This is a genomic window from Prevotella sp. Rep29, assembly GCF_019551475.1.
Taxonomy (GTDB): Bacteria; Bacteroidota; Bacteroidia; order Bacteroidales; family Bacteroidaceae; genus Prevotella.
The window spans coordinates 554,137-577,330 of the sequence record NZ_CP047159.1 but is presented as its reverse complement, the minus strand read 5'-3'; the positions used below and the strand labels follow the sequence as shown (position 1 = coordinate 577,330).

At 45.9% G+C, this 23,194-nt stretch carries 20 protein-coding genes and 1 tRNA gene; 8 read left to right on the top strand and 13 right to left on the bottom strand.

Annotation, left to right across the window (positions count from 1 at the left end; all coding sequences use genetic code 11):
- Positions 1–235: 235 nt before the first annotated feature.
- From GRF55_RS02430 to GRF55_RS02400, 7 genes are all read right to left on the bottom strand, one after another.
- Positions 236–757 (bottom strand): hypothetical protein, encoded by a 522-nt coding sequence (locus GRF55_RS02430; protein WP_220368973.1) that lies wholly within the window; start codon positions 755–757, stop codon positions 236–238.
- Positions 758–1,006: 249 nt separating this feature from the next.
- Positions 1,007–1,735: a 1-acyl-sn-glycerol-3-phosphate acyltransferase gene (locus GRF55_RS02425; protein WP_220368972.1), complete on the bottom strand. Its 729-nt coding sequence runs from the start codon at positions 1,733–1,735 to the stop codon at positions 1,007–1,009.
- Positions 1,736–1,746: 11 nt separating this feature from the next.
- Complete coding sequence (locus GRF55_RS02420; protein WP_220368971.1) at positions 1,747–2,916, bottom strand: metallophosphoesterase; 1,170 nt, start codon at positions 2,914–2,916, stop codon at positions 1,747–1,749.
- A gap of 13 nt (positions 2,917–2,929) precedes the next feature.
- On the bottom strand, positions 2,930–4,252 hold the full coding sequence (locus GRF55_RS02415) for a dihydroorotase (RefSeq protein ID WP_220368970.1): 1,323 nt from the start codon (positions 4,250–4,252) through the stop codon (positions 2,930–2,932).
- A 24-nt stretch (positions 4,253–4,276) separates the two neighbouring features.
- Positions 4,277–5,071: a DUF4369 domain-containing protein gene (locus GRF55_RS02410; protein WP_220368969.1), complete on the bottom strand. Its 795-nt coding sequence runs from the start codon at positions 5,069–5,071 to the stop codon at positions 4,277–4,279.
- A 93-nt stretch (positions 5,072–5,164) separates the two neighbouring features.
- Positions 5,165–5,593: a hypothetical protein gene (locus GRF55_RS02405; protein ID WP_220368968.1), complete on the bottom strand. Its 429-nt coding sequence runs from the start codon at positions 5,591–5,593 to the stop codon at positions 5,165–5,167.
- On the bottom strand, positions 5,593–5,922 hold the full coding sequence (locus tag GRF55_RS02400; RefSeq protein ID WP_220368967.1) for a septum formation initiator family protein: 330 nt from the start codon (positions 5,920–5,922) through the stop codon (positions 5,593–5,595). The genes GRF55_RS02405 and GRF55_RS02400 overlap by 1 nt, the downstream gene beginning before the upstream one ends.
- 642 nt (positions 5,923–6,564) lie before the next feature.
- On the opposite strand from GRF55_RS02400, the gene GRF55_RS02395 reads away from it, so the two are divergent.
- The 6 genes from GRF55_RS02395 to GRF55_RS02370 all read left to right on the top strand — a co-directional run bounded on the left by GRF55_RS02395 (position 6,565) and on the right by GRF55_RS02370 (position 12,246).
- Positions 6,565–7,038 (top strand): hypothetical protein, encoded by a 474-nt coding sequence (locus GRF55_RS02395; protein ID WP_220368966.1) that lies wholly within the window; start codon positions 6,565–6,567, stop codon positions 7,036–7,038.
- Positions 7,039–7,077: 39 nt separating this feature from the next.
- Positions 7,078–7,152, top strand: coding sequence for a hypothetical protein (locus GRF55_RS11805; RefSeq protein WP_220369590.1), 75 nt, complete (start codon positions 7,078–7,080; stop codon positions 7,150–7,152).
- Positions 7,153–7,847: 695 nt separating this feature from the next.
- The gene (locus GRF55_RS02385; protein ID WP_220368965.1) at positions 7,848–9,587 is read left to right on the top strand and encodes a DNA polymerase III subunit gamma/tau; all 1,740 of its coding nucleotides are present in this window, start codon (positions 7,848–7,850) and stop codon (positions 9,585–9,587) included.
- A gap of 87 nt (positions 9,588–9,674) precedes the next feature.
- A tRNA-Arg gene (locus GRF55_RS02380) sits at positions 9,675–9,748 on the top strand.
- 649 nt (positions 9,749–10,397) lie between these two features.
- Positions 10,398–11,771, top strand: coding sequence for an AAA family ATPase (locus GRF55_RS02375; RefSeq protein WP_220368964.1), 1,374 nt, complete (start codon positions 10,398–10,400; stop codon positions 11,769–11,771).
- Entirely contained in the window at positions 11,755–12,246 is a 492-nt protein-coding gene (locus tag GRF55_RS02370; RefSeq protein ID WP_220368963.1) for a hypothetical protein, read from the top strand. Before GRF55_RS02375 ends, GRF55_RS02370 begins: the two co-directional genes overlap by 17 nt.
- Before the next feature lie 417 nt (positions 12,247–12,663).
- On the opposite strand, the gene GRF55_RS02365 is transcribed toward GRF55_RS02370, so the two are convergent.
- From GRF55_RS02365 to GRF55_RS02350, 4 genes are all read right to left on the bottom strand, one after another.
- Positions 12,664–12,969 (bottom strand): hypothetical protein, encoded by a 306-nt coding sequence (locus GRF55_RS02365; protein WP_220368962.1) that lies wholly within the window; start codon positions 12,967–12,969, stop codon positions 12,664–12,666.
- Positions 12,966–13,979, bottom strand: coding sequence for a hypothetical protein (locus GRF55_RS02360; RefSeq protein ID WP_220368961.1), 1,014 nt, complete (start codon positions 13,977–13,979; stop codon positions 12,966–12,968). Before GRF55_RS02360 ends, GRF55_RS02365 begins: the two co-directional genes overlap by 4 nt.
- A gap of 3 nt (positions 13,980–13,982) precedes the next feature.
- Positions 13,983–14,333, bottom strand: coding sequence for a hypothetical protein (locus GRF55_RS02355; protein WP_220368960.1), 351 nt, complete (start codon positions 14,331–14,333; stop codon positions 13,983–13,985).
- A 345-nt stretch (positions 14,334–14,678) separates the two neighbouring features.
- On the bottom strand, positions 14,679–15,245 hold the full coding sequence (locus GRF55_RS02350) for a hypothetical protein (RefSeq protein ID WP_220368959.1): 567 nt from the start codon (positions 15,243–15,245) through the stop codon (positions 14,679–14,681).
- Between the two features lie 104 nt (positions 15,246–15,349).
- On the opposite strand from GRF55_RS02350, the gene pepT reads away from it, so the two are divergent.
- Positions 15,350–16,573, top strand: coding sequence for a peptidase T (pepT, locus tag GRF55_RS02345; RefSeq protein WP_220368958.1), 1,224 nt, complete (start codon positions 15,350–15,352; stop codon positions 16,571–16,573).
- Between the two features lie 3 nt (positions 16,574–16,576).
- On the top strand, positions 16,577–18,832 hold the full coding sequence (locus GRF55_RS02340; RefSeq protein WP_220368957.1) for a cation:proton antiporter: 2,256 nt from the start codon (positions 16,577–16,579) through the stop codon (positions 18,830–18,832).
- Positions 18,833–18,880: 48 nt separating this feature from the next.
- Here GRF55_RS02340 and GRF55_RS02335 read toward each other — a convergent pair whose 3' ends face one another.
- Positions 18,881–21,703, bottom strand: coding sequence for a putative LPS assembly protein LptD (locus GRF55_RS02335; protein ID WP_220368956.1), 2,823 nt, complete (start codon positions 21,701–21,703; stop codon positions 18,881–18,883).
- Between the two features lie 229 nt (positions 21,704–21,932).
- Entirely contained in the window at positions 21,933–23,192 is a 1,260-nt protein-coding gene (locus GRF55_RS02330) for an AGE family epimerase/isomerase (protein WP_255563819.1), read from the bottom strand.
- Positions 23,193–23,194 lie beyond the last annotated feature (2 nt).

The window sequence follows — 23,194 nt, the reverse complement described above, 5'->3', positions numbered from 1 at the left end:
GCCGTCATAAACAAAATGACCCGCCGATTTAAGCATTGCGAAGAGGCTTGGCGGGTTATTGTGGTACAAAAGTACTGTTTTTAATTTGGAACAGCCCATTTTTTTGAAGAAAAGGTATAAAAGCAGCCAAAGAAATGTCGTTTTCTTCTTAGAATGCCACTTTCGCTACTTTTTCAATCAACTCACACCATAGGTAACTTGTCGGACGACATCATTGATATGATTGAACGCCCAATTATTTATTTGCAAACTGTTTGAATTTGAATGTATAGAAAATGTCACCTGCCGTGACAGTCAATTGAAGCGGACGTTCTTCTTCTGTATCATTTTCCTTGAAAACGACCTTTAGTATGTTTCCGTTTATTTCTGCATTGAACCAATCTGTCGTTATCGTATGATAGTCATTCGCTTCGTAGGGAGGAAAATAACGTTCTCCATTCGACTCGGCAGATGCCAGCCACGGAGATAAATAGTTCTGGCAAGAAAAGATGAACTCGCTGCCAGTTTTAGAAACATTATAAACACCATCGGTCATCTGTACCGGCACTTCTGCTTTCCATATCATCGGGTCCCAATCTCCATCAGCATCGCTACAAGAGGCGAGGGAGAAAGCAGCAAGCATCACAAAGGCGATTGCATAAAATACAGTCGCATTCCATACCTTTAATTCTTTACCCATGGTCTTTCCGCCATTTGCAAACGAGTTTGCATGATTCTCGCTTAATTGCGATTTTCTTAGAATCTTCATTGTTTTCATTTTCGTTATAATTTTGATGTTAAAATTTCACTTAACCGAAAGTCAGGACTCACCCTCTTTAGCCCTCAACATGTATGTTAGGCTGATGTTATCATCTTCATTCTGCTTAATGACTGTTATTTGAGTGTTCTGTACTTTTATTTTACTATATTATTTGACGTGTCAGAAACTTTGCATACAAAGTTATATAATTTCCGCCAATTACGGACAACTTGCCATGTGAAATAAAGCAAAGAAGCCGTTTTTACCTCATTCCTGTTCCAAAGAACCTTTAATAACCTGACAACTTTCACTCATTATCGTCTGGATATTGTCCGCTCCCTTCCCGACGGGGTAGATGGGCTGATGGATGGTCAACCGCAACGGATGCCAATGAACGAACCGTCCGTCTCGCTGCCGCGGCAACACGTTGAAAGAACCGTTAATCGTCAGTGGCACAACGGGCAACTGCAACTCGTCGGCAAGCATGAAGGCACCACGCCGGAATGGTCCCATTTTTCCGGTATGCGTACGCGCTCCTTCGGGAAAGACCACGAGCGACATGCCGTCTTTCAGTTCTTCACGCGCCTTTTCATAGCTCTCTTTGATTTTGCTCGGACCGCTCTTATCGACGAAAATGTGGTGGGCTGCCTCACATGCTTTCCCCACCAATGGGATTTTCCGGAGGCTCTGCTTCATCATCCACTTGAAGTTGCGCCCAAGAAAACCGTAAATCAGGAATATATCAAATGCCCCTTGATGATTGGCAACAAAAACGTAAGACTGTCCTTTCTCCACGTATTTGCGTCCCTCTACCTTCACCGGAAGCAGCAGAATGCGGATAGTGAATTGCGACCATAGCTTACCGGGATAATAACCCCAGAAATGTCCGTCACCCAGCGTGCAGCCTATTGTGGTCACAAGCGCTGTGAGTATCGTGCTGCAGAGAAATAACGGCAGGACGACAACCAACTGATATAAATAATATAAGTATTTCATCTTTCCCCTTTTTATTGTTTATGTAAAGTGATTACTACTATCTCGCCCGGGCAGCCGAAACGGAACGGAATCAATCCGCCAAGTCCTTTCGACACATAGATGGAACGGGCATATCCCTCATCTTCATATTCGCCTTCAAACTCGCTGTACGCCAGACTTACGGGAGAGAATCCGAACAGGCTGACCTGTCCGCCATGCGTATGACCGCTGAGGGTTAATTGCGCCCTTGACTTAGGGAGAATCTTCCTTCGCCACTCCGCCGGGTCATGGGCAAGCATGACGACAAACGCGCTGTCATTCACACCCTTAAGCGTTTTCTCGAGACTGCTCCTTTTTCCGTCCAGGTTTCTGCCGTCGTTTTCAATGCCGGCAAAGACGATTGAATCGCCACCCCGATGCACCGCACAGTGCTCATTGAGCAACAGATTCCACCCAAATTGCCGCTGCAGTCTCATGGTTTCCTGCACATTTGCCACTTCTTCGGCTGGCTCCACCTTTATATAATCAGCATAATCGTGGTTGCCCATCACTGAGAACACCCCGTCTTTGGCACGCAGGGAACTGAGCAACTGCCGATGCTCATAAATCTCCTGAGGAGCAACATTCTGAAGGTCACCGGCAAAACATATCGCATCGGCATGCTGCGCGTTGATGCTGTCAATCGCTCGGGCGAGTATCTTCTGGTTGCCACCGTTGTAACTGCCAACATGCACGTCAGAGAACAAGACGATTCTGTAGCCGTCAAAACTGTCGGGAAGTTCTTCCGAATAGAAATCAACACGCTTCACTTCAAACTGCCGGAAACCGATTGTGGAACCATAAATCACCACATAAATCACGAAAAGAGCGAACAAGAAACCTATCAGGCTCCCCCAGTTGCGCCGCTTATGTCGCCATCGGCACCACAACAGTCCGATGCCCGAACAAAGGGTGAAGACTGCTTTTGAGACGACCAATACGCCAAACAGGAACAGAAACAGATAAAGAAAAGATGCGTCGGAGGGAGTGAAGTTCTTGTCGTCGTACAAACTGATGATATAGCCAAGGAAAAACAGGCAAGGAATCCACCACAGCACACGCTTCCACCATGCCACTTTCCGGCGTTTGAAATAGTGCCAGTAGATGTATAAATCCGGCAATACCACCAGCAATACGAACATCAAAATATTTCTTGCTATCATCTCGCTACGTCTTTTACATTCTGAACTTTACTGCTTCTCCCCTGCTCTTGTCATCAAATTGCCCGTTGTCGTACAGGTGGTTGCCATTGCAAAACGTGTGCACCACTTTCCAATGGTATTCGCGTCCTGTCATCGGACTCCAGCCACACTTGCTCTGAATACATTTTTCCGTGACGGTCCACGCCTCCGGACGCACCACCACGAGGTCTGCCTTATATCCTTTACGGATAAATCCCCGCTCACTGACATCGAACAGTCGCGCCGGCTGATGACACATCAGTTGCACGAGACGCTCCATCGTCAGCACGCCCTCATCGACCAACGACAGCATCGTGACCAACGAAAACTGTATCATCGGCATGCCCGATGCAGCGCGGGCACATCCCCCTTGTTTCTCACTCAGCAGGTGCGGAGCATGGTCTGTCCCCACCGTCGCGATACGCCCGTCGCAAAGGGCGGCACGCAAAGCCGTGCGGTCGCTCCTCGACTTAATGGCGGGGTTGCACTTGATAAGACTTCCCTTGTCCGCATAGTCTTCATCGCAAAAGCACAAATGGGCTATGACGGCTTCTGCCGTGATGTTCGGATGATGCCCGAACAGCGCCAGTTCCCTTTCGGTCGTCAGGTGTGCCACGTGCAACCGCGTCCCATAACGCTGCGCCAAGGCAACCGCCTTGCTGGTGGAGTCATAACAGGCATCTGCCGAACGAATATGCTCGTGCCAACGAATGTCCGGGTCTTCGCCATGTTGCTCCTTCGCCTGCGCCATATTCCGATTGATGATATCGGTGTCTTCACAATGCGCTACAAGGGGCAACGGGGCTGACTGGAAGATTTTCTCCAACTGCTCGCGACGGTCCACAAGCATATTTCCCGTGGATGAGCCCATAAACAGCTTGATGCCTGGCACACGATGCACGTCCAACTCCGCAAAGAGAGGTGCATTGTCATTGGTCGCTCCGAAGAAGAAGGAATAGTTCACATGACTGCTTCCGGCTGCCTTGTCGAACTTGTCATTCAGCGCTTCTATCGTCGTGGTCTGCGGAACCGTATTCGGCATATCGAAGAAAGTGGTCACACCGCCGTAGGCAGCGGCACGGCTCTCACTGGAGATGTCGGCTTTCGCCGTCAGTCCGGGTTCGCGAAAATGGACATGGGTGTCAATAATGCCTGGAAGAACGAAACAACCCGCAGCATCTACAATCTCATCGTAGTTGCCACGGGGCTCACTGTTTCCTTCATATATTTCAGCAATTCTGTCGTTTTCTACGGCGACTGCTCCCCTGAAGCGCCGGTCTTCGTTGATTATTGTTGCATCAGACAATAATATTCTCATGCGCAGTCTTTACAGATTTGGCTGTTACTGATTTTTTTGTTTCCCGGTCGGGTGTGCCAACTGGTTGGGTGTCGGAGGTGCCGGTGCATTGGTCATGTGCGTGCCCTGCGATGGAGGCAGTGTCTCCATGCCGTTTTGTATGTTCTGCACACGCTCCGCCGTCTCCATATACCACTTTACGTAAGAATCGTTCTTGAACGTCGGTGTCGCCTTGCTCATCACGTCGTCAATCCATGGCGAGAACATCGGATAGGGATAATTGTTGGTCACCATCATGAACACGCCCGGTCCGAGCACGTTGTCGAAGTTTTCCACGATGAACGAGGTAATCAATTTGTCGAGTTTTTCGTTTATCTGTATATACTCTTCGTTCAGTTGCCGGCTCACCTGCTCCATGTCGCTGCCATCCATGATGGCACGGTCATGCTTGTGAACCAGTTCCATCTGCTGGTTCTGCAACTGGTCATAGCTTCTGATGAAGGTAAACAGCTTGTCGTTCAACGGCGTACCGCTCACCACTTGCTGCGTCTGGGTAATCTGGATGGTAATATCCCCGTTTTCAAGCACCAAAGGCAGCACACTCTCATCGTTGATATAGATACTTGCCATTTTCACCGAATCGACGGTGCCTGTGAACGTGAACCGCCCGTGAATGATGTCACACGAGTCAACGTTCGACAAATCCTGATTCTGCAAGACCTTCAGATACAGCATCTGACCATCAAGGTTCGACACATTTGAAGTCCCCTGAATGTTGTAGGAACCGGCACAAGATGCCAGAACCGACAGAGTGAAAAATGCATATATAACTCTATTCATAATGATGATTAGCCTTTTCGCACCGACAAAAATAATATCATTTCTCGAAGTAAAAAAATATTTTTATGCTATTTAATGATATTCTACGAACTTTTAGCGTTTTTTGTCTTTATTAAAGTTCTCTTTACTCAGTTCGCTCGATATCCGGTGAACGGTATAGATTTCCAAGATAGCTGCGACGAGAAGGGCGATAATCCACTTATTATATATATATTGTATATAGGTCGTGAGGTCGGGGAACAGCGGACGGAGATAGCCATACTGCGTCTCGACCATCAGCAAGCCTGCCACGACAAAAAGCACGTCTGCCAGGAGCATCATCCGCCGCAGACGGCGAATCACGAAACTGTCGCCATCGTAGCGCTGCTGAATCTGCATCAATGCAAACAAAAGCGCGCCGCCAAGACAGACCCAGCACACCACCTTCATCTGAAACTGGAACACATAGCACCCCACGCCTGCCACCATCAGCAAGCCGCCTAAGAGAAAAAGAAAACTCTGAAATCGATTTAATGGGTTCATCAGTTGTCGTCGGTTGTCGGTTGTTCGTCAGTACTCAAGACGTAAATATCCTCATCATCGGCTTTCATGAAATAGCGCTCACGGGCAATCTTCGAGATAGCTTTCGGACTGCTCTGCAACTCTGCCACACGAAGAGAATCCCGCTTGTAGATTTCATCATACTTGCTGATTTCCGCCTTCAAGACCTTAATCTGATAATCATACTCTATCCGCTTCACAAAACTGTTCTCATCAATGAAACCCACCAGCGCAACGCCAAGCACAATCACGATGATGTACTTGAAGCGTCCGAGGAAGTTCCATACAGAATTGAAACGGTTCGTTTTCATTATTCGCAGATGTTTAGGTGTACTTATCAGAGCGCCCGCCGGCAGTTAACCGAAACTGACCGGAAACGCTTAGCCTTTGCAAAGATAATACTTTTTTCCATTTCCACACCACAAAATCTTTTTTATTTTTTCAGACTGCACCCCGAAAAGATTGAAAAAAGTGGATGAAAAGACCAATTTTATCGATGAAATCGGCATTTTTTGCACATCAGAGCCTCAACCATCACTTGCAAAAATCACCTATATCTCCACTCAAAGACACGACTTCCTTTCATCAAATCAAGTTGATTTACTTTGTGAAAGTTCGACTATGAAAAAACAAATTCAGTGAATTTACTCATCAAATTCAGTGAATTTGGTCACCAATTTCAGTGAATTTGCTTGAAAAGAGTTTCACTTTTAGAATCTGTTCCCTCATTTTCTGACACCCTCACAGGGCACTCACAGATTCCTCTGACACACATCCAGCATCCTTTTCACACACATCCAATGCCTTCTCTCCTGCCCTGCCCTGCTGCCACCGGCGTGTTTTTTACGAATAAATTACTCGTCGAAAAATTGGGAAAACAAATTCTTTTTTCGTATATTTGCAAGCAACAAGTTTATATAAAAATGATTTAACCCGTTAAAACATATCTGACGATGAAACAAAGACAAAGATTCGAACCGTGGCACCAACTCCTTTTCTCCGCCCTTCTGCTCCTTGCGATGAGCATGACGCTGACGGCGTGCAGCAATGATGAGGATGAACAAGAAGTTTCTTTCTGGGATGAAAGTTATCCTGAGCTGATTATAGAGGAGCTTGTGGATATACCTGCGTATGTAGATACGATAGAAACAAGAACAAATGGGGCATATACGAAAATTTTATTTAGTCGGTACCATCCTTACGATGCAGATTCTTTAGATGTTGCCATTAGTTCAAATTTTAATCCTTTTCTTACAAGAATAGTTTTAGTTGAAACAGCGAAATTGGAAAAGTATAACATTCCTTTACATAGCAAAGTTTATATCACGGCATCTGTCACAAATCGACACTGGAATATAGTTGATCCAGGATTTTCAATAGATCTCCCTTTTAAGGCATATCTACACAAGATTAGGATAAGAAAATGAAATGAAATTAAATTTTATTGTTATGAAAACATTTCGGGTATGAAGTCGGGGCTCTATATCGTCCGCGCCGTGAAGGACGGCAAGACGCGACAACGGAAACTGATCAAAAAATAAAAAAGCAGATACTTGGATTCGTATATAATTCAACTTTCGCAAGTGCTAAATATCTGAAAATGAGTATCACTTCGTGATAGAAATCTCACAAATCTTTTCAAATCTTTCAAAATAGATTTGTTTGATTTGTACAGATTTGAAAGATTTCTCGCCGTAGGCGACTGAAAAACATCTGAAAATGAGTATCACTTCGTGATAGAAATCTCACAAATCTTTTCAAATCTTTCAAAATAGATTTGTTTGATTTGTACAGATTTGAAAGATTTCTCGCCACAGGCGACTGAAAAACATCTGAAAATGAGTATCACTTCGTGATAGAAATCTCACAAATCTTTTCAAATCTTTCAAAATAGATTTGTTTGATTTGTACAGATTTGAAAGATTTCTCGCCACAGGCGACTGAAAAACATCTGAAAATGAGTGTCACTCCGTGACAGAAATCACACAAATCCTTTCAAATCTTTCAAAATAGATTTGTTTGATTTGTACAGATTTGAAAGATTTCTCGCCACAGGCGACTGAGTATTAGTTATTTCGGCACTTCCGAAACTTCAATATATAATACTTTTTTTGCACCTTTGCAGACGTAGTTGCATTTTGAAGTTGAATCTACGAAGAAGAATTTAGGACGAAATCGCACACGATTCTCAATTGTTTTTCGTAATTTTGCACAAACATTCAATCATTCAATACGCATGGAATATATCGTATCAGCACGCAAATATCGCCCCATGACGTTTGACAGCGTCGTGGGACAAGAGGCTCTGACAACAACGCTGAAGAATGCCGTGAAGAGCGGAAAGCTGGCGCACGCCTACCTTTTCTGCGGACCGCGCGGCGTGGGAAAGACCACCTGCGCGCGCATCTTCGCCAAAGCTATCAACTGCAGCAATCCCACTGCAGACGGAGAGGCATGCGGAGAGTGCGAGAGCTGTCAGGCATTCAACAACGGCCGCTCGTATAACATCTTCGAACTGGATGCCGCATCAAACAACGGTGTGGACCAAATGAAGACACTGATGGAACAGACGCGCATACCTCCGCAGATAGGAAAATACAAGGTATTTATCATCGACGAGGTGCACATGCTGTCGGCTGCCGCTTTCAACTCGTTTCTCAAAACGCTGGAAGAACCGCCGTCGTACGTCATCTTCATTCTTGCCACGACCGAAAAGCACAAGATTCTACCGACGATCATCTCACGATGCCAGATATTTGACTTCGACAGAATGACCGTTCCCAATATCATCGCCCACCTCAAACAAGTGGCGGAAAAAGAAGGAATCACTTACGAAGAAGAAGCACTGGGCATCATTGCCGAGAAAGCGGACGGCGGCATGCGCGACGCTCTCTCCATCTTCGACCAAGTCGCCTCCTACAGTCAAGGCAACATCACACTCGAAAAGGTCATCGAAGACCTCAACGTACTCGAATCGGACAACCATTTCCGAATCATCGACCTGGCGTTGGAAAACAAAGTGAGCGACATCATGCTCCTGCTGAACGACATTATCAACAAAGGATTTGACCCCGGACACCTCATCAACGGACTGGCTGCACACGTGAGAAACGTCATGATGGCTAAGGATGCCGCGACACTCCCACTGCTGGAAGTTAGTCAGCAGCAGAAAGAGAAGTTCCAGCAACAGGCACAGAAATGCCCGACCAAATTCCTTTACGCTGCACTGCGGCTGCTCAACAACTGCGAAATCAACTACCGGCAAAGTTCCTCAAAACGACTACTGACAGAACTTACGCTCATCGAGGTGGCACAACTCACGCAAGAGGATGAAGACGTTCCCGGCTCGGGGCGCCGCCCTGCGAGAAGATTAAAAACCCTGTTCAAAAAACTGGCAGCAGCCGTTTCGCCAAAATCAGTCTCACAGGTGACTGAGGCGAAAAAACCTGAAACAAACGACAAACAGGCAACAACCGGACAGCTGCCCCCACAGAATGTACCTACACCGAAAAAGAAAATCAATCTCAAAGAGTCGCTCATCTCCCTGAAAAACCTGAACAAGAAAGAGGAAACAAAGGAAGAAGAGAAACTACTCATCAATCAGGACGAACAGAACAAGTTCACACAAGATGACTTAGAAAAAGCATGGTACGCCATGTGTAGCCGCATGCCGAGACAAATGACTGCCACGGCAATGCGACTGAAAAACATCGTACCGAAAATTGCCGACTACCCCAACATCGAACTCGTCATCGACAACCAGCTGCTTATCGACGAAATCACACCCATCAAAGGACGAATACAGGCAACCATGGCAAAAGACCTGCACAATGGGAGCATCAATTTCACCCTACGACTGGCAGAAATCGGCGAAACAAAAATAGCACTCACGAAGAAAGAGCAACTCGAAGATATGAAAAAAAGCTATTCGCCCATCAAGAAACTCAGCGACGCCCTGCAACTTGAAATCATCTAAACGAACCCTAAAGTTCTGAACGTAAAAACATCTCACACAAAAAATTTGCCCAATTCGATAATTTTCCTTACTTTTGCAACCCGTAACGGTCCCGTAGCTTAGCTGAATAGAGCGTCAGATTCCGGTTCTGAAGGTCTTGGGTTTGAATCCCAACGGGATCACGAAAAATTAAAAGGAGTAATGGGAATGAAAGCTCGCTTTCAGATTCTCAGAACTCCTTTTAAGATTTTGTAGGATGGCTGGCGCCAGCCTACGGGGATATGCAATCCCAACGGGATCACGAAAGGAAATGAGTTTTAGAAGATGGAAAGTTCACTTTCAAATCTTTTAAGGCTCATTTGCTTTTGTAGGATGGCTGGCGCCAGCCTACAGGGATATATAATCCCAACAGAATTCAATAAAAAATAGAAGGAGAAACATCGCAGGATTCTCGTCACCCTTATATCGGACTCACGTTAATATGAGTTCAATGAATTGCTCAAAACATAAAAGAAGTAAGGAAAAAAACTTGTTTACAATTTTATTTTGTAACTTTGGAAGAAATCGCAAACCTTTTGTAAATAAAGGCAGTTCCGAGGATTGAGAAAAATCGGGGTTACGAACTGGCAACGGTTCTCATTTCCTCATTCTGCCGTGATTTGCTTGTCAATGAACTCCCGACGCAGAGTCACCAGCCTGTTTTAATGGCTCATTGTCGTAGACAAAGGTACACAAAATATCCGAATTGTGCAAATTTTAGAGTGTTTTTTGAGGAATTACATTAGTAATTGAGAAAAAAGAATTAATTTTGCAGCAAAAATAGAAATAAGCATGTCACAAAGATTAGAAATAACGAACTTTGGTCCTGTTAGAAGAGCTTCTATCGAAATTCGCCCTGCTCTTATACTAATAGGTCAGCAAGCAAGCGGCAAAAGTACGGTTGCTAAATTAATATACTTCTTTAAATCTTTATCTGCCGAATTCTTTTCTCGCTATTATCAGTCAAGCGGGGAAGGGGTTGAAATGGCGCAAGACTTGATTATTCCCATTCGTGAAAAATTCTATGATTTCTTTGGCTCCACATACCATTTGCCTGATTTTGAAATTGTATATCATTATGATGATAATCGTTATTTGACTTTGTCTCTTACTGCAAAGAAGAAAATAAATGCGCATTTTTCTGATACTTTTTTCACAAAGAAGGATTTTCAAGAGTTGCGAGGCTATAAAAAAATGCTACTTCAACTCAAGACTGATTTAGCGAATATGGATAATGTCGCTAAGAAAGTAGCTTTGGACGAGCGCCACTTAAATTACCTCCATCAATTAGCGGATAAGATAAATGCGCTTTTTTGCAATGAACATAATGATTCTTTGTTCATTCTTGCTGGTCGTAATGCAACCATAGGCTATAGCGAGACTTTTGAGAACATGCTCCAGCAAAGCATACAGAAGAGCATTGAGGAACAAGGGCATCGAGCCTTTGAGACAAAGGAACAGACTATTGACGAGACATTGATGCTTAGTTTTATGCAGCGCGTTGTAAAAATGCGTCAGGCTTTTATCAATCTTGGTAATTTTGAAGGAATGATAACCCATGCAAATGGACGATTGAAACCTCGATTGAAATTGGCATACAAACTTATCCGCGAGGTTCTCCGTGGCCAATATTCTAATTCTGAGTTTGGAGAACGTATCGTTCATCCCGGACAAGGCTACGTGTATTTGAAAAATGCATCATCAGGACAACAGGAATCGATACGTATTCTGCAAGACGCTTTCTTGTCAATTTACCAAGGAAACAAGTTACTTCGTATCGTTGAGGAGCCTGAAGCACACCTGTTCCCCGAAGCCCAGATGTCCACGATTCAGTTACTTGTACTAATGCTTAACTGTGCTCCTTCTGGTCATCTAATATTGACAACTCACAGTCCCTATACATTAACTATCGTAAATAATCTGATTTACGCAGCCAAAGTCGGTGCACAGCATCCCGAACAAGCCAGTTCAGTCATTCAAAAAGAACTATGGCTCCCATTGGAGAAAGTATCTGCATATATACTGCAAGACGGTGAAGCCTCTGACATTATAGATGCGGATTTGGGAGAAATCAAAGCGGAACTTATTGATAGCATTTCCAATGTGATAAATCAACAGTACGACCAACTTTTGCAACTTGACGACAGCGATGGCACAGAAGATTAAAGAACAGAAGGAATGGCCGTTCTTTCAGGCATACCATGATAACGGTTACATCCTACGTCAGGATTGTAGTAAGGAGGTTTCATTGCGTGAACCAGGCGAGAACCAAACATATAAACTGCACAACAAATCTGGGAAAGAGCTTGTCGTTTATAGAATAGATGGTGGTCTTATCAACGACGAAAATGTGTTGAAATGCGACAATGGCATTTACACTGAAAATGATTGGTTGTTCCTTATTGAACTAAAAGGCGCGGACTTGAATCATGCATTAGACCAAATCAATAGCACAATAGACATTCTCCTGAAGCGGCCGAACAAGAAGGTTAAGAAGTTGAATGCGCGTATCGTCTTATCAAAAGTCAGCATCCCAAGAATATCAGCATCAAAAGAAAACAAATTGAAGCAACTCCTCCATAAATCCTACGGCGGTGGAAATTACAAGAAGCAAAGCCGTTTGCTTGAGGATACAATTTAAGATACAATTTAACTATGTGGAGGCTGACGCTGGCTATTCAGCGTCAACCTCCGGAAGTTCAATTTGGACTGGTAGTTGGAATCGAACCGCCTCCCATACAACGAATAGGTATTCCTCAATTACCAGCACCGTTTTTTAGGAGTTCAATTTTTCGGATCTAATATAGAGGTCTTTCTATTTCCTCACTTTCTCCGATGCTCCCAACTGCTTAAATTCATATTTGAGTTCGTTGCTAAGCGATGGTTGCTACAAATAGTCGTGATAGGCAGACTATAGATTTACGCAACTTAAAACGAAGGATAGCGGAAGAATCATCTTCCTTAGATTGGAGCTATCCTTCTACATATAATCTAAGCACGACTCTTTGTTAGTGCACCAATTCAAATTCTAATTAATCTTGGCTCATTCTGTATAGGATTATCCGTTACGTCTCCCAAACATCCTAACTAAAGGCCCATTATTAACAAGCATTCTTATCATCCCATTCAAATCATCTGTCGACATTTGAGGATTCAGTTTGTCATTAAAAGCCAAGACCATTGTACGCGCAGCTATTTTGACTTTTTCGCTGTTATCGCCGAATTGATTTCGGATTTGGTCTAATAATGGAACTGCAGTTTCAAGGAAATCTTGCCCGTTTAGACGCTGTTTAACTAACATCACTGGAGTATAAGCCAGCTCAAATGCTGTTTCAATTTCTTTTTCGAAATCAGATTTAATCATAGAAAATCTCTTTTATAGTTATTAAATGGTAGAGGGATTGGGTTATTCTCTCTTAGGTGCTTCACCTCTTTCCCTTCAAATAATCTTAGTGTCATAAGCTCTGGGGCTCTGTCATCAATATGATAGTTAAAGGCCTTTGTACGCTCTAAGTTCGTAAAACGTAGAAACAAATCACTAATTGACAAATCTTTTTCAGGATCAAGTATATCATCTAAATCCCACTCAAACTCGAAAAACTTTTTATACCAATTGCTTTTGTTTATGTTTTGACAATAATCATCAAATAGCGTTAATGTTACTACACCTGTAAGATTGTCTTCATAGGTGAAATTCAATTTTTCAACAAGTAGGCAATACACGAAAATTGCTTCTTCCCACGTATAATTTCCAAATGCAACATCATCCTTACATTTTATATACTCATACATGAATTCCTCATATCTTTTAGGAATATCATAGTATATAAACGACGGGATGTCGACAAGTTTCTTTTCTTGGGCATAATAATCTTTACAAACACACAATTGCGTAATCTTGTTTAAATTAAAAAAGTCGCACTGCTTGTCAAATTCATATACGGGGAATAACGTCCCATATAAGGGAAGATGATACCCTGTTAAAAAAGAACACCCTCCACAATATACTTTCTCATACATCATAAAACCGGCAAGAAAACTATTCTTCAGTTCAGCCGACCTATTATTATTGATTGCATGCAAAAAACACTCAATGAATGTCGCTCTGTCAAAAGTATTGCTTAAATCTAGGGTTAAGTTCTCATCGTTCTTTATTGCACCAACTGGAGTGAATCGTCTATATACATCTTCTTTAGTCACGACCAGTGGTTTAAGTTTTACATTCTGGAAGAACAAATCAATAGCAACATCGTCAAGATATTCGTAAACTCTGTGTAATTGGTCTTTTGTGACTAATTCGGACTGGTTACGAATATAATGACAATCGTTGAGGGCTTCTACAAGACGATATATTGTCGATGTATTGCGGTACATTGTTTAATAGTTATCGTAAACTCTCTTTGCAAGTTTATACAAACCATCACCTATTAGATATTCTATCCCCCATTCATATTCTTTAATTATCGTTGCAACAGCAATTGATACACAATATAAATTCTCTGTGCTGGGATTAGCAGAAAACTTTCGATAGCCAAGATGAATAAGCATTCTAACCACATCCTCATTTTTTCGAGAATATTTAACATCCATCATTTGGTCTGTTGTCAGCAAGGGAATAATCTCTCTTTGGATACTACTTTTGTACGATATTGCTGTCTGCAACAGAGGGGAAACTGGAGTAATAGACCGACTTACAGTAGTAAATTCTTCTTTTGTAGGGAATGTCATATCATTAAAAAAGTGTCCCTCAATGCCATTGGACTTTTGGTTGTTATGAAGCGTGGCACTGATATACCACTTCTTAAATCGGAGGTCGTGAGAATTACCTTTGTCAGCAGAGGTTGTAACCAGTCCACGCTATATGCGCGAACCGCCACACTCTCTTGCTGACTTTGGAAGTTTCTCACATTTCCGATTACAAGAATAGCATAACGCTTCGTTGTTTCAATATGTCTTGTACTCCAAAGAATATGGTTGCAAAAATACAAATTTTCTGTGAAAATAAAGTCTGATTTACGAAAAAATGCATATAAGATACGACATTTTTGCAGTATTGAATAAAAAGGGATAGGCTTATCGCCTAATTCCCTTCTTCTGTGTTTCACTTTGTCCCAATCCGAACTGTTCCTTAAACCATAGGGCAACGGGGGTGTTGTTTATGTGCAGAAAGAGGAAACGTCTATCATCCCTTATCACTTGTGCCGTGACATTATCGGCAAGGACATTGCGCCTGTACTCATTTGAGTGAAGGCACCCGCTATAATTGATACGCTGTCCGTGCAGCAGTTTGTCGGTCTGTTCCATGTTGAAGCCATACTCCAGACATTCACGCTCCATATTGAGGAATCGTTTGAAACTTGGGAACCATCTATAAGTCTTGTCTAAGAGACGCTTCAAGTTGCTCATCGCTTGCTGGTGCTGTTCATTGGTACGGTTGAGTTCCCTTGCGTGGCTGTCCTTCATCTTTTGCATATCGGTGCGCAGTCTTTCAATCTGGCCATTCAAATCTTCAACTTCTTTATGCAGTTGGGGGTTCTCTTTCTCCAGTCTGCTCACCTTGTTGCTGCCAAGAAGAGAATTTACTCCGTTGAGTACACTGGTGGCCGTCTTCGTGGCGGAGATCTTCAGTTCTTCCGTCATAGCCTCTGTCTTGATTCGGGCAAACTGCGTTAATCATTCAAAAATGCTTTTCTATTTCAGCATTATTTCGTATATTTGCAAAAGAAAACAAAGCTATCAATAATATGGAACTTACTGAAAGATTTTTAAACTACACCAAGTTTGACACACAGTCGAGTGAAGACTCGCAGAGTGTGCCGAGTACATCCAAACAGCTTATCTTCGCCGAATATCTGAAGAAAGAATTGGAAAACGAAGGGCTTTCCGATGTGGAGATGGACGAGAAAGGTTATATCTATGCCACGCTGAAAGCCAACACGAAGAAAGAAATTCCGACCATCGGGTTCATTTCTCATTATGACACGAGCCCCGACTGCAGCGGTGCAAATATCAATGCGCGCATCGTGAAAGGCTATGACGGCGGAGATATTGAGCTGTCACCGGGCATCGTCTCTTCGCCGGAGAAGTTTCCCGAGTTGTTGCAGCACGTGGGCGAAGACCTGATTGTCACCGACGGTACGACGCTGTTGGGTGCCGACGACAAGGCGGGCATTGCCGAGATTATGCAGGCGATGTGCTGGCTACGCGACCACGACGAGATCAAACACGGCGACATCCGCATCGGCTTCAACCCCGACGAGGAAATCGGTATGGGTGCCCACCACTTCGATGTGGAGAAGTTCGGTTGCGAATGGGCTTACACTATCGACGGTGGTGACTTGGGAGAACTGGAATTTGAGAACTTCAATGCCGCCGGCGCAAAGGTTCACATCAAAGGTGTGAGCGTGCATCCGGGCTATGCCAAGGGAAAAATGGTGAATGCCGGACGGCTGGCAGCTGAGTTTATCGGTCTGCTTCCTGCCGACGAGACACCCGAGGCGACCGAAGGCTATCAGGGATTCTATCACCTGACGGGTATCAAGGCTGCGACCGAGAGTGCCACATTATCTTATATTATACGCGACCATGACCGCGAAAAGTTTGAAGATCGCAAGGCATTCATGAAGCAGTGTGTGGAGAAGATGAACGAGAAGTATGGGGAGGGAACATTCGCTGCCGACATCAACGACCAGTACTACAACATGAAGGAGAAGATCGACCCGAACATGCACGTTATCGACCTGGTGCTGAAAGCGATGCAGGAATGCGGTGTTCCACCGAAAGTCCGTCCTATCCGCGGCGGAACCGATGGGGCGCAGTTGTCGTTCAAGGGTCTTCCCTGTCCGAACATCTTTGCCGGTGGTGTGAACTTCCACGGACCGTACGAGTTTGTTTCGGTGCAAGTGATGGAGAAAGTGATGCAGGTGATTGTGAAAATCTGCGAACTGACAGCAGGCTATAACGACTAATCGATGTCAGAGATTCCCCCGTTGATTCTTGACCTTGCGCTCATCCTTGTCGTGGCAGGCATTGTCACGCTGGTGTTCAAGCGACTGAAACAGCCGTTGGTGCTGGGCTATATCGTGGCAGGATTTCTTGTCTCGCCACACATGCCTTACACCATGTCGGTGGTTGATCACTCGAGCATCCACACATGGGCGGAGATAGGAGTCATCTTTTTGCTCTTTTCATTGGGACTGGACTTTTCGTTCAAGAAGATTCTCAAGATGGGAGCATCGCCGATTATTGCCACCTGTACGATTATCTTCAGCATGATGATGCTGGGAATCATCGTGGGAAAGGCTTTCGGCTGGGGGAAGATGGACTGCATCTTCTTGGGCGGGATGCTCGCCATGTCTTCCACAACCATTATCTATAAGGCGTTCGACGACATGGGACTGCGCCAGCAACAGTTTGCGGGGCTGGTGATGAGTGTGCTCATTCTTGAAGATATTCTTGCCATTGTCATGATGGTGATGCTGGCTGCCATTGCCAGCGGAACGGGTGCTGATGGCGGTCAGATGCTCCAGAGCATTGTTAAGATAGGCTTTTTCCTCGTGCTATGGTTCGTCGTTGGAATCTTCGCCATTCCGTGGTTTCTCCGTTCGGTGCGCAAGCTGGTCAACAATGAAGTGTTGCTGGTCGTGTCGCTCGGACTTTGCTGTGCGATGGCGGTACTGTCCACACAAGTTGGCTTCAGCAGTGCCTTCGGTGCATTCATCATGGGGTCCATCCTTGCTGAAACCATTGAGGCTGAAAAGATTATCCGTCTGGTGGAGCCGGTGAAGAATCTTTTCGGCGCCATCTTCTTCGTTTCGGTAGGTATGCTGGTCGATCCGAACATCTTGGTTGAATACGCCCTCCCGATTATTGCTATCGTACTGACCATTCTTTTAGGACAAAGCATCTTCGGAACAATAGGCTTCATGCTCAGCGGTCAGACGCTCAAGTCTGCCATGCGCTGTGGATTCTCGATGGCACAGATTGGTGAGTTCTCATTCATCATCGCGTCGCTCGGTCTCTCGCTGGGTGTCATCAGCAAATTCCTCTATCCGGTGGTGGTTGCCGTTTCGGTCATCACGACCTTCCTCACCCCCTATATGATACGCCTGTCGAAACCTTGTTACACGACATTGGAACAACGGTTGCCTATCAACTGGATCAAACGTCTGAACCGCATTTCTGTCAATCAGTCAACGACAGCCACCGATCAGAACCTTTGGAAGCGACTACTGATGCAGATGCTGCGCAACACGATTATCTACAGCATCCTTTCCGCTGCCATCACAGCCATCATGCTCACATTCTTCGTTCCATTCATGGATAAGCTCCTGGGGAATCAGCTTCATTTCTGGACTGACATTATCTGTGGCTTGCTCACGATACTGCTCATTTCTCCTTTCCTGCGCGCCATTGTGATGAAGAAAAACCACAGTGAAGAGTTCAAGGCATTGTGGACAGACAATCGCCTGAACCGCCTGCCGCTTATCTTCACCATCCTCGTGCGACTTCTGATAGCATTGAGTTTCATCTTCTATATCTGCAACCGGCTGACGCAATTCTCCAACGCACTTATCATTTGTATCGGCATCGCACTGCTTGTGCTCATGATTTTGTCACGCTCGCTCAAACAGCGCAGCATCAGACTCGAAAGGATGTTCATTCAGAACTTGCGCTCACGGGATATCGAAGCACAAGTGCTCGGCAAGAAAAAGCCGCTTTATGAAGGACACCTGCTCGACCGCGACGTGCACATTGCGGAAATTGATGTGCCCGATGACTCCACATGGGTTGGGAAGACACTGGGCGAATTGCAGGTGGGACGACGTTTCGGCGTTCATGTGAGCAGCATCTTGCGTGGCAGAAGGCGCATCAATATTCCCGGCGGCGACACGGTACTCTTCCCCAACGACCGCATACAAGTCATCGGAAGCGATGATCAGCTGGCTAATTTCAACACCATCATCAACAAAGAACTGCACCAAGACGACCCGGATATCGAAAAGCGTGAAATGAAACTGCGCCAGATTATTGTCAACAGCAGTAGCCCTTTCATCGGAAAAACTTTGCAGGAGAGTGGCATCCGCGATATCTATAACTGCATGGTCGTGGGCTTAGAAGAGGGCGAGGAGAACCTGACGGCAATGAGCCCTGCACGCCGTTTCGAAAAAGGAGACATTATTTGGATTGTAGGTGAGGAAGACGACCTCAGACGGATTTCCGGATAACTTCACATCTCCATTCACCCCATATCGTTTTATTAGACTTTGTGTTCATCAATACCACTGCACGGCATTGGTAGCACCACTGCGCTTGTCATATTTCAGCGCATCGGTCAGCGTCGAAGCGTTGCAGCGGAACGTGAAGTTATAGCTCGTGTAAGGTGCAAGCACGACTGAGCATGACATATTGAAACAATGCAGGTCGCGTGAGAGCGATGCCGTTGTCATGGAGATTTTGTGGGTATCGAAGTCGTAGCCGCTGGCGAAACTGATGTTCCATCCGTCAGAAATGCGCACATTACCGCTCACGTTGAGCGTCTGAGTGAATTTATAGGGATAGCGCATCCGTTTGTAATTGAATTTGTTGATATCCATATTCTCGCGCATGGTGATACCATATCCGAAGGTGAGCGACCAAGGGATGTTGAAAATCATATATCCATCGTCGTCGGTCTCGGCTTTTCCGCCACTCTTTTTCTTAGCTCCATGCTTTCCGCGCTCCATATCCTCGTCGATATTCGATTCGATATCGGTATTAATTCCCTCGTCATTGTTTTCGTTTCTCCTATAGTCTTCCTCAGTGCTTTCTCCTCCTCCGAACCACTTGCGCAGTTTCTCCGGCGTCAATGTGAAGGAGATGTTTTGCGACATGCCTTGGAAACGTCCGAACCGTCCACGTCCCCATTCTGTGTGCGTGCCGATATAAGGTCTTCCGTTTTCATCCAAGTCGTAGGCATAGGTGGCGAAGACAGCGTTCATATTGAACGTATAGTTCTTCCACCACTTCAAGCGGAGATCCACGGAAAGGTTGCTCCACGGGCGCTCTTTGTCTGCCATGTTGTAGGACATGCGCAAGCCCAAGTTGTCGATGATGCTGATTTTCTTATATCCGGTGGAATCTTTGTCCGAGCGCACCTTCATCTCAATATTGTTTTCAAGCCCGAAAGAGATGTTTCCTGTCCTGCCGCGCCCCGGCACTCCATACAATGAACCCTCGAACGGCGAATATCTCACCAGATCGACGCTACCGTCTTCGTTCGTCCGCTGGTAGGTATCGTAATATCCGTAGCGGTCGGTACCGAAGTCGGGAGCGAAGCTGAACCCGATGGTGGGTGTAATCACGTGGCGCACTTTCTGGATTCTGTCACCGAAGATTTTGCGGCTCGGTGCATAGAAACCATACAGCTTGGTGGAAGCGGAGAAGTTGAGCGACCAGTTATACACGTTGTAGAAGCCATGGGTGGTGTCAGCTACTTCCGTCCGATTGGCATCGTCCCATGAGCGCATGACTTTGCTTGTGTACATGCGGTCGGTGAAGTCGAACGACGTATTGATGTTGATGAAGTTTGCCAGCGTGAAGTTCGCACTGATGGGAATATGGTGTCTGAAGCCGTTGCGCCAGTCTTTGATGAGATTGGCTTTCAGCAGTTTGTCTTCCTTCGTGGTGATGGAGTTGCTGAACTGTCCGTCGTAGCTGACGGCTATCCGCTCATACCACCGCTCTTTTCCCACCATCTTCTTCCGTTTGAAGGGATTGAACCGGCTGATGGAGATATTCAGGTCGGGCAGCGTCATTGATATCGTGGAGTCACGCATGTTCTGTGCAAGGTTGGCTGTGGCGCTGAGCGACAAGCCAATGCTCGAAAAGGTGGTGCTCCAACTGACGGACGATGTTCTCGTACTTTGCGTCATCGCCTGCGGATTGTACATGCTGTTCAGGTTGTTTCGCTCATAACTTGTCGTGGCGAAATTGACACTTGCCGACAGCGTGCTGAAAGGGTTAGCTTTCGGATCTTGCCTGTGACTCCACTGTATCTTGAAACTTTCCTGCCGCGCATAGTCGGGCATGCCCTTGTCTCCTGTCTTTGTGTCCTGATAGCTGGCAAAAATACTGCCGCTATATTTGTAGCGCTTGCGGTAGTTGCTGGCTACTGACACGCCCCAGGAACCCTTCGTATAGATTTCTCCAAGCAGTTTCAAGTCCCACTTGTCATTGATGGCAAAGTAGTATCCGCCGTCGCGGAGATAGAATCCCATATCACGCTCGTCGCCGTATGAGGGCATGATGAATCCGCTGCTGTACTTCTTCGAGAAGGGGAAGAAACCATAGGGAATGGCGAGTGGCAGCGGCACATCGGCTACAACCAGGTATGCCGGTCCGAAGACGACATCCTTGCCGGGACGCACCTTTGCCCGTGAGAGAGCAATATAGAAGTCGGGGTGCTCCTCGTCGCAGGTCGTATAGCGTCCGTGCTCAATGTAGAAATTGCCCTCAGCATCGCGTTTCGAGCGTTCGCTGAACAGGAATCCGTCTTCCTGCGCTGTATAGACGTTGTTGATAAAACCCTTTTTTGTCTTGAAGTTGAAGGCAATGGTGTCGCTTTCGTACTGATCCTGACCCATTTTGAAGTTCGGACGACCCTTTACTCCCTTGTCAGCCAGCGAGTCGGGCGTTCCGACAGCATGTACCAGATTGCTGTCCAGACGAATATAAATGCGGTCGGAATTGAGCGTCATATTCTCATAATCCACCTGCGATGAGCCGTACAGATAGGCTGTCCTACTCATTGCATCATACACTAGTGAATCGTTTGCTGTATATTGCACGGGCGCATCAATGCCACTCGACTTCGCACGGTTGAGCGAGTCGAGATGAATGGAGTCGTCCACAGCCTTGTTATGGCGATAGATTGCCAGTTCGAGCGAATCCATCTTCGTCGTATCCACCACATTCTTGTTCAGCGAATCGGTCTCGGGGATGGTGTCGCGCTGCGGCATACCCATCGCTGCAGCCATTCTGCGCGGGGGCGTAGCCGTGCCTGCCATCACGAAAATGATGGCTGCCAGCAGGAAGAATATGACGAGTTTCGTTCGCATATAGAGGTGCAAAGTTACGGAATAATCATCGAATAACGTTGTTATTATACTTATTTTAACATGTTATCCATCAATCTGACGTATCAATCTGACGCGGCTATGAAAACGGAAATCCCCCACGACACTCAAAAAGGGAGTGCGTGGGGGAAGCTCGAATGATATGTTTTATTTGGTCCTTTAGTCCTATGCCACGACGTGCAGAAAATGTTTTGATTGTTTGTTCACCACCCTACTGCCTGGATGCCAGTTCTTCAAGGATTTTCCAAACGTTGAGGAGACCGCGGGGAACATGGAAACAGCCTTTCCACTTGCCACCCTTCAGTGGGAGAAGCACTTCGCCTTGGCGATTGAGGTAACCATACCACTCGGGGTATTCGGAATCGCGGAAGTGAGACCATGTGTAGTCGTGAACACGCTGGAACCACTCAAGACAACGCTCGTCACCGGTCAGCTGATAGCCCTTGATGAGAGAGATGAGGGTTTCGAGATGCACCCACCAGAGTTTCTGATCCCATTCGAGCTCGTGACGAGGATAGCCGAGACGGTCCATAAAGTAGAATATACCACCATACTGCTTGTCCCATCCATACTCAACTTCTTGCAGACAGATGTCCACCGCCTTCCGGATGAGTTCGGGACGCTCCAGACGCTTACCGAGGTCCATGACAAACCACATGGCTTCGATGGCATGACCAGGATTAAGCTTCCGACCGTCGAAGCAGTCAACAAGATTGCCGTCATTGCCCAACGCTTCAACAATAAGACCGAGCTCAGGACGATAGAACACATCCATGACTTCGTGGAGGCAATCGCCGATGGCTTTCTGCAGGAAATCAGGTGCAATGAGCGATTCCACCTCGAGGGCGACATTGCAGAGAATCATGGGGAGGTCGAAAGTCTTGAGGGAGCGGGAACCTGCAACGGCTTTGTTCCATTGCCCCTTGGGATTGTCTATCTTGGAAAGGACGATGTCGAAAGTGCGGCGGGCGATAGCTGCGTAATCGGCTGAGAGCGCTGTCGTATCAACAGTTTCGCCATCAGCCGGACACTTGATGGCTGTCAGCCCATTTCCGGCAGCGGTGGCGAGAGCGATGGAAAGCTGACCGAAAGCGATGGTTGCAAAGGTGTAGGAGAATATGTTATAGGGCTCCACGAGGGGACGTCCTTCGCGGTCGAGGGCGAAGTACCAGTTGAACTTGCCGTCGTGTCCATGCTTTTTCAGAAACTCGGCACCCTGAATGGCTGCGTCGAGCCACTCTTGACGCTGCTCTACGACGTTGTAGAGTTTGGCGAACATCCACACCTCACGCCCTTGCAGCCAGATGAACTTGTCCGTGTCATAAACACTTCCGTCACGATTAAGACAGGTGAAGTAGCCGCCGAAATCATGGTCTTGGCTCTTGTCAAGCCAGAAAGGAACAACGCGGTCGAGAAGTTCTGTGCGGTATTGCTCCGCCAATTGTTTGAAATCAGTCATTTCTTTATTCATAA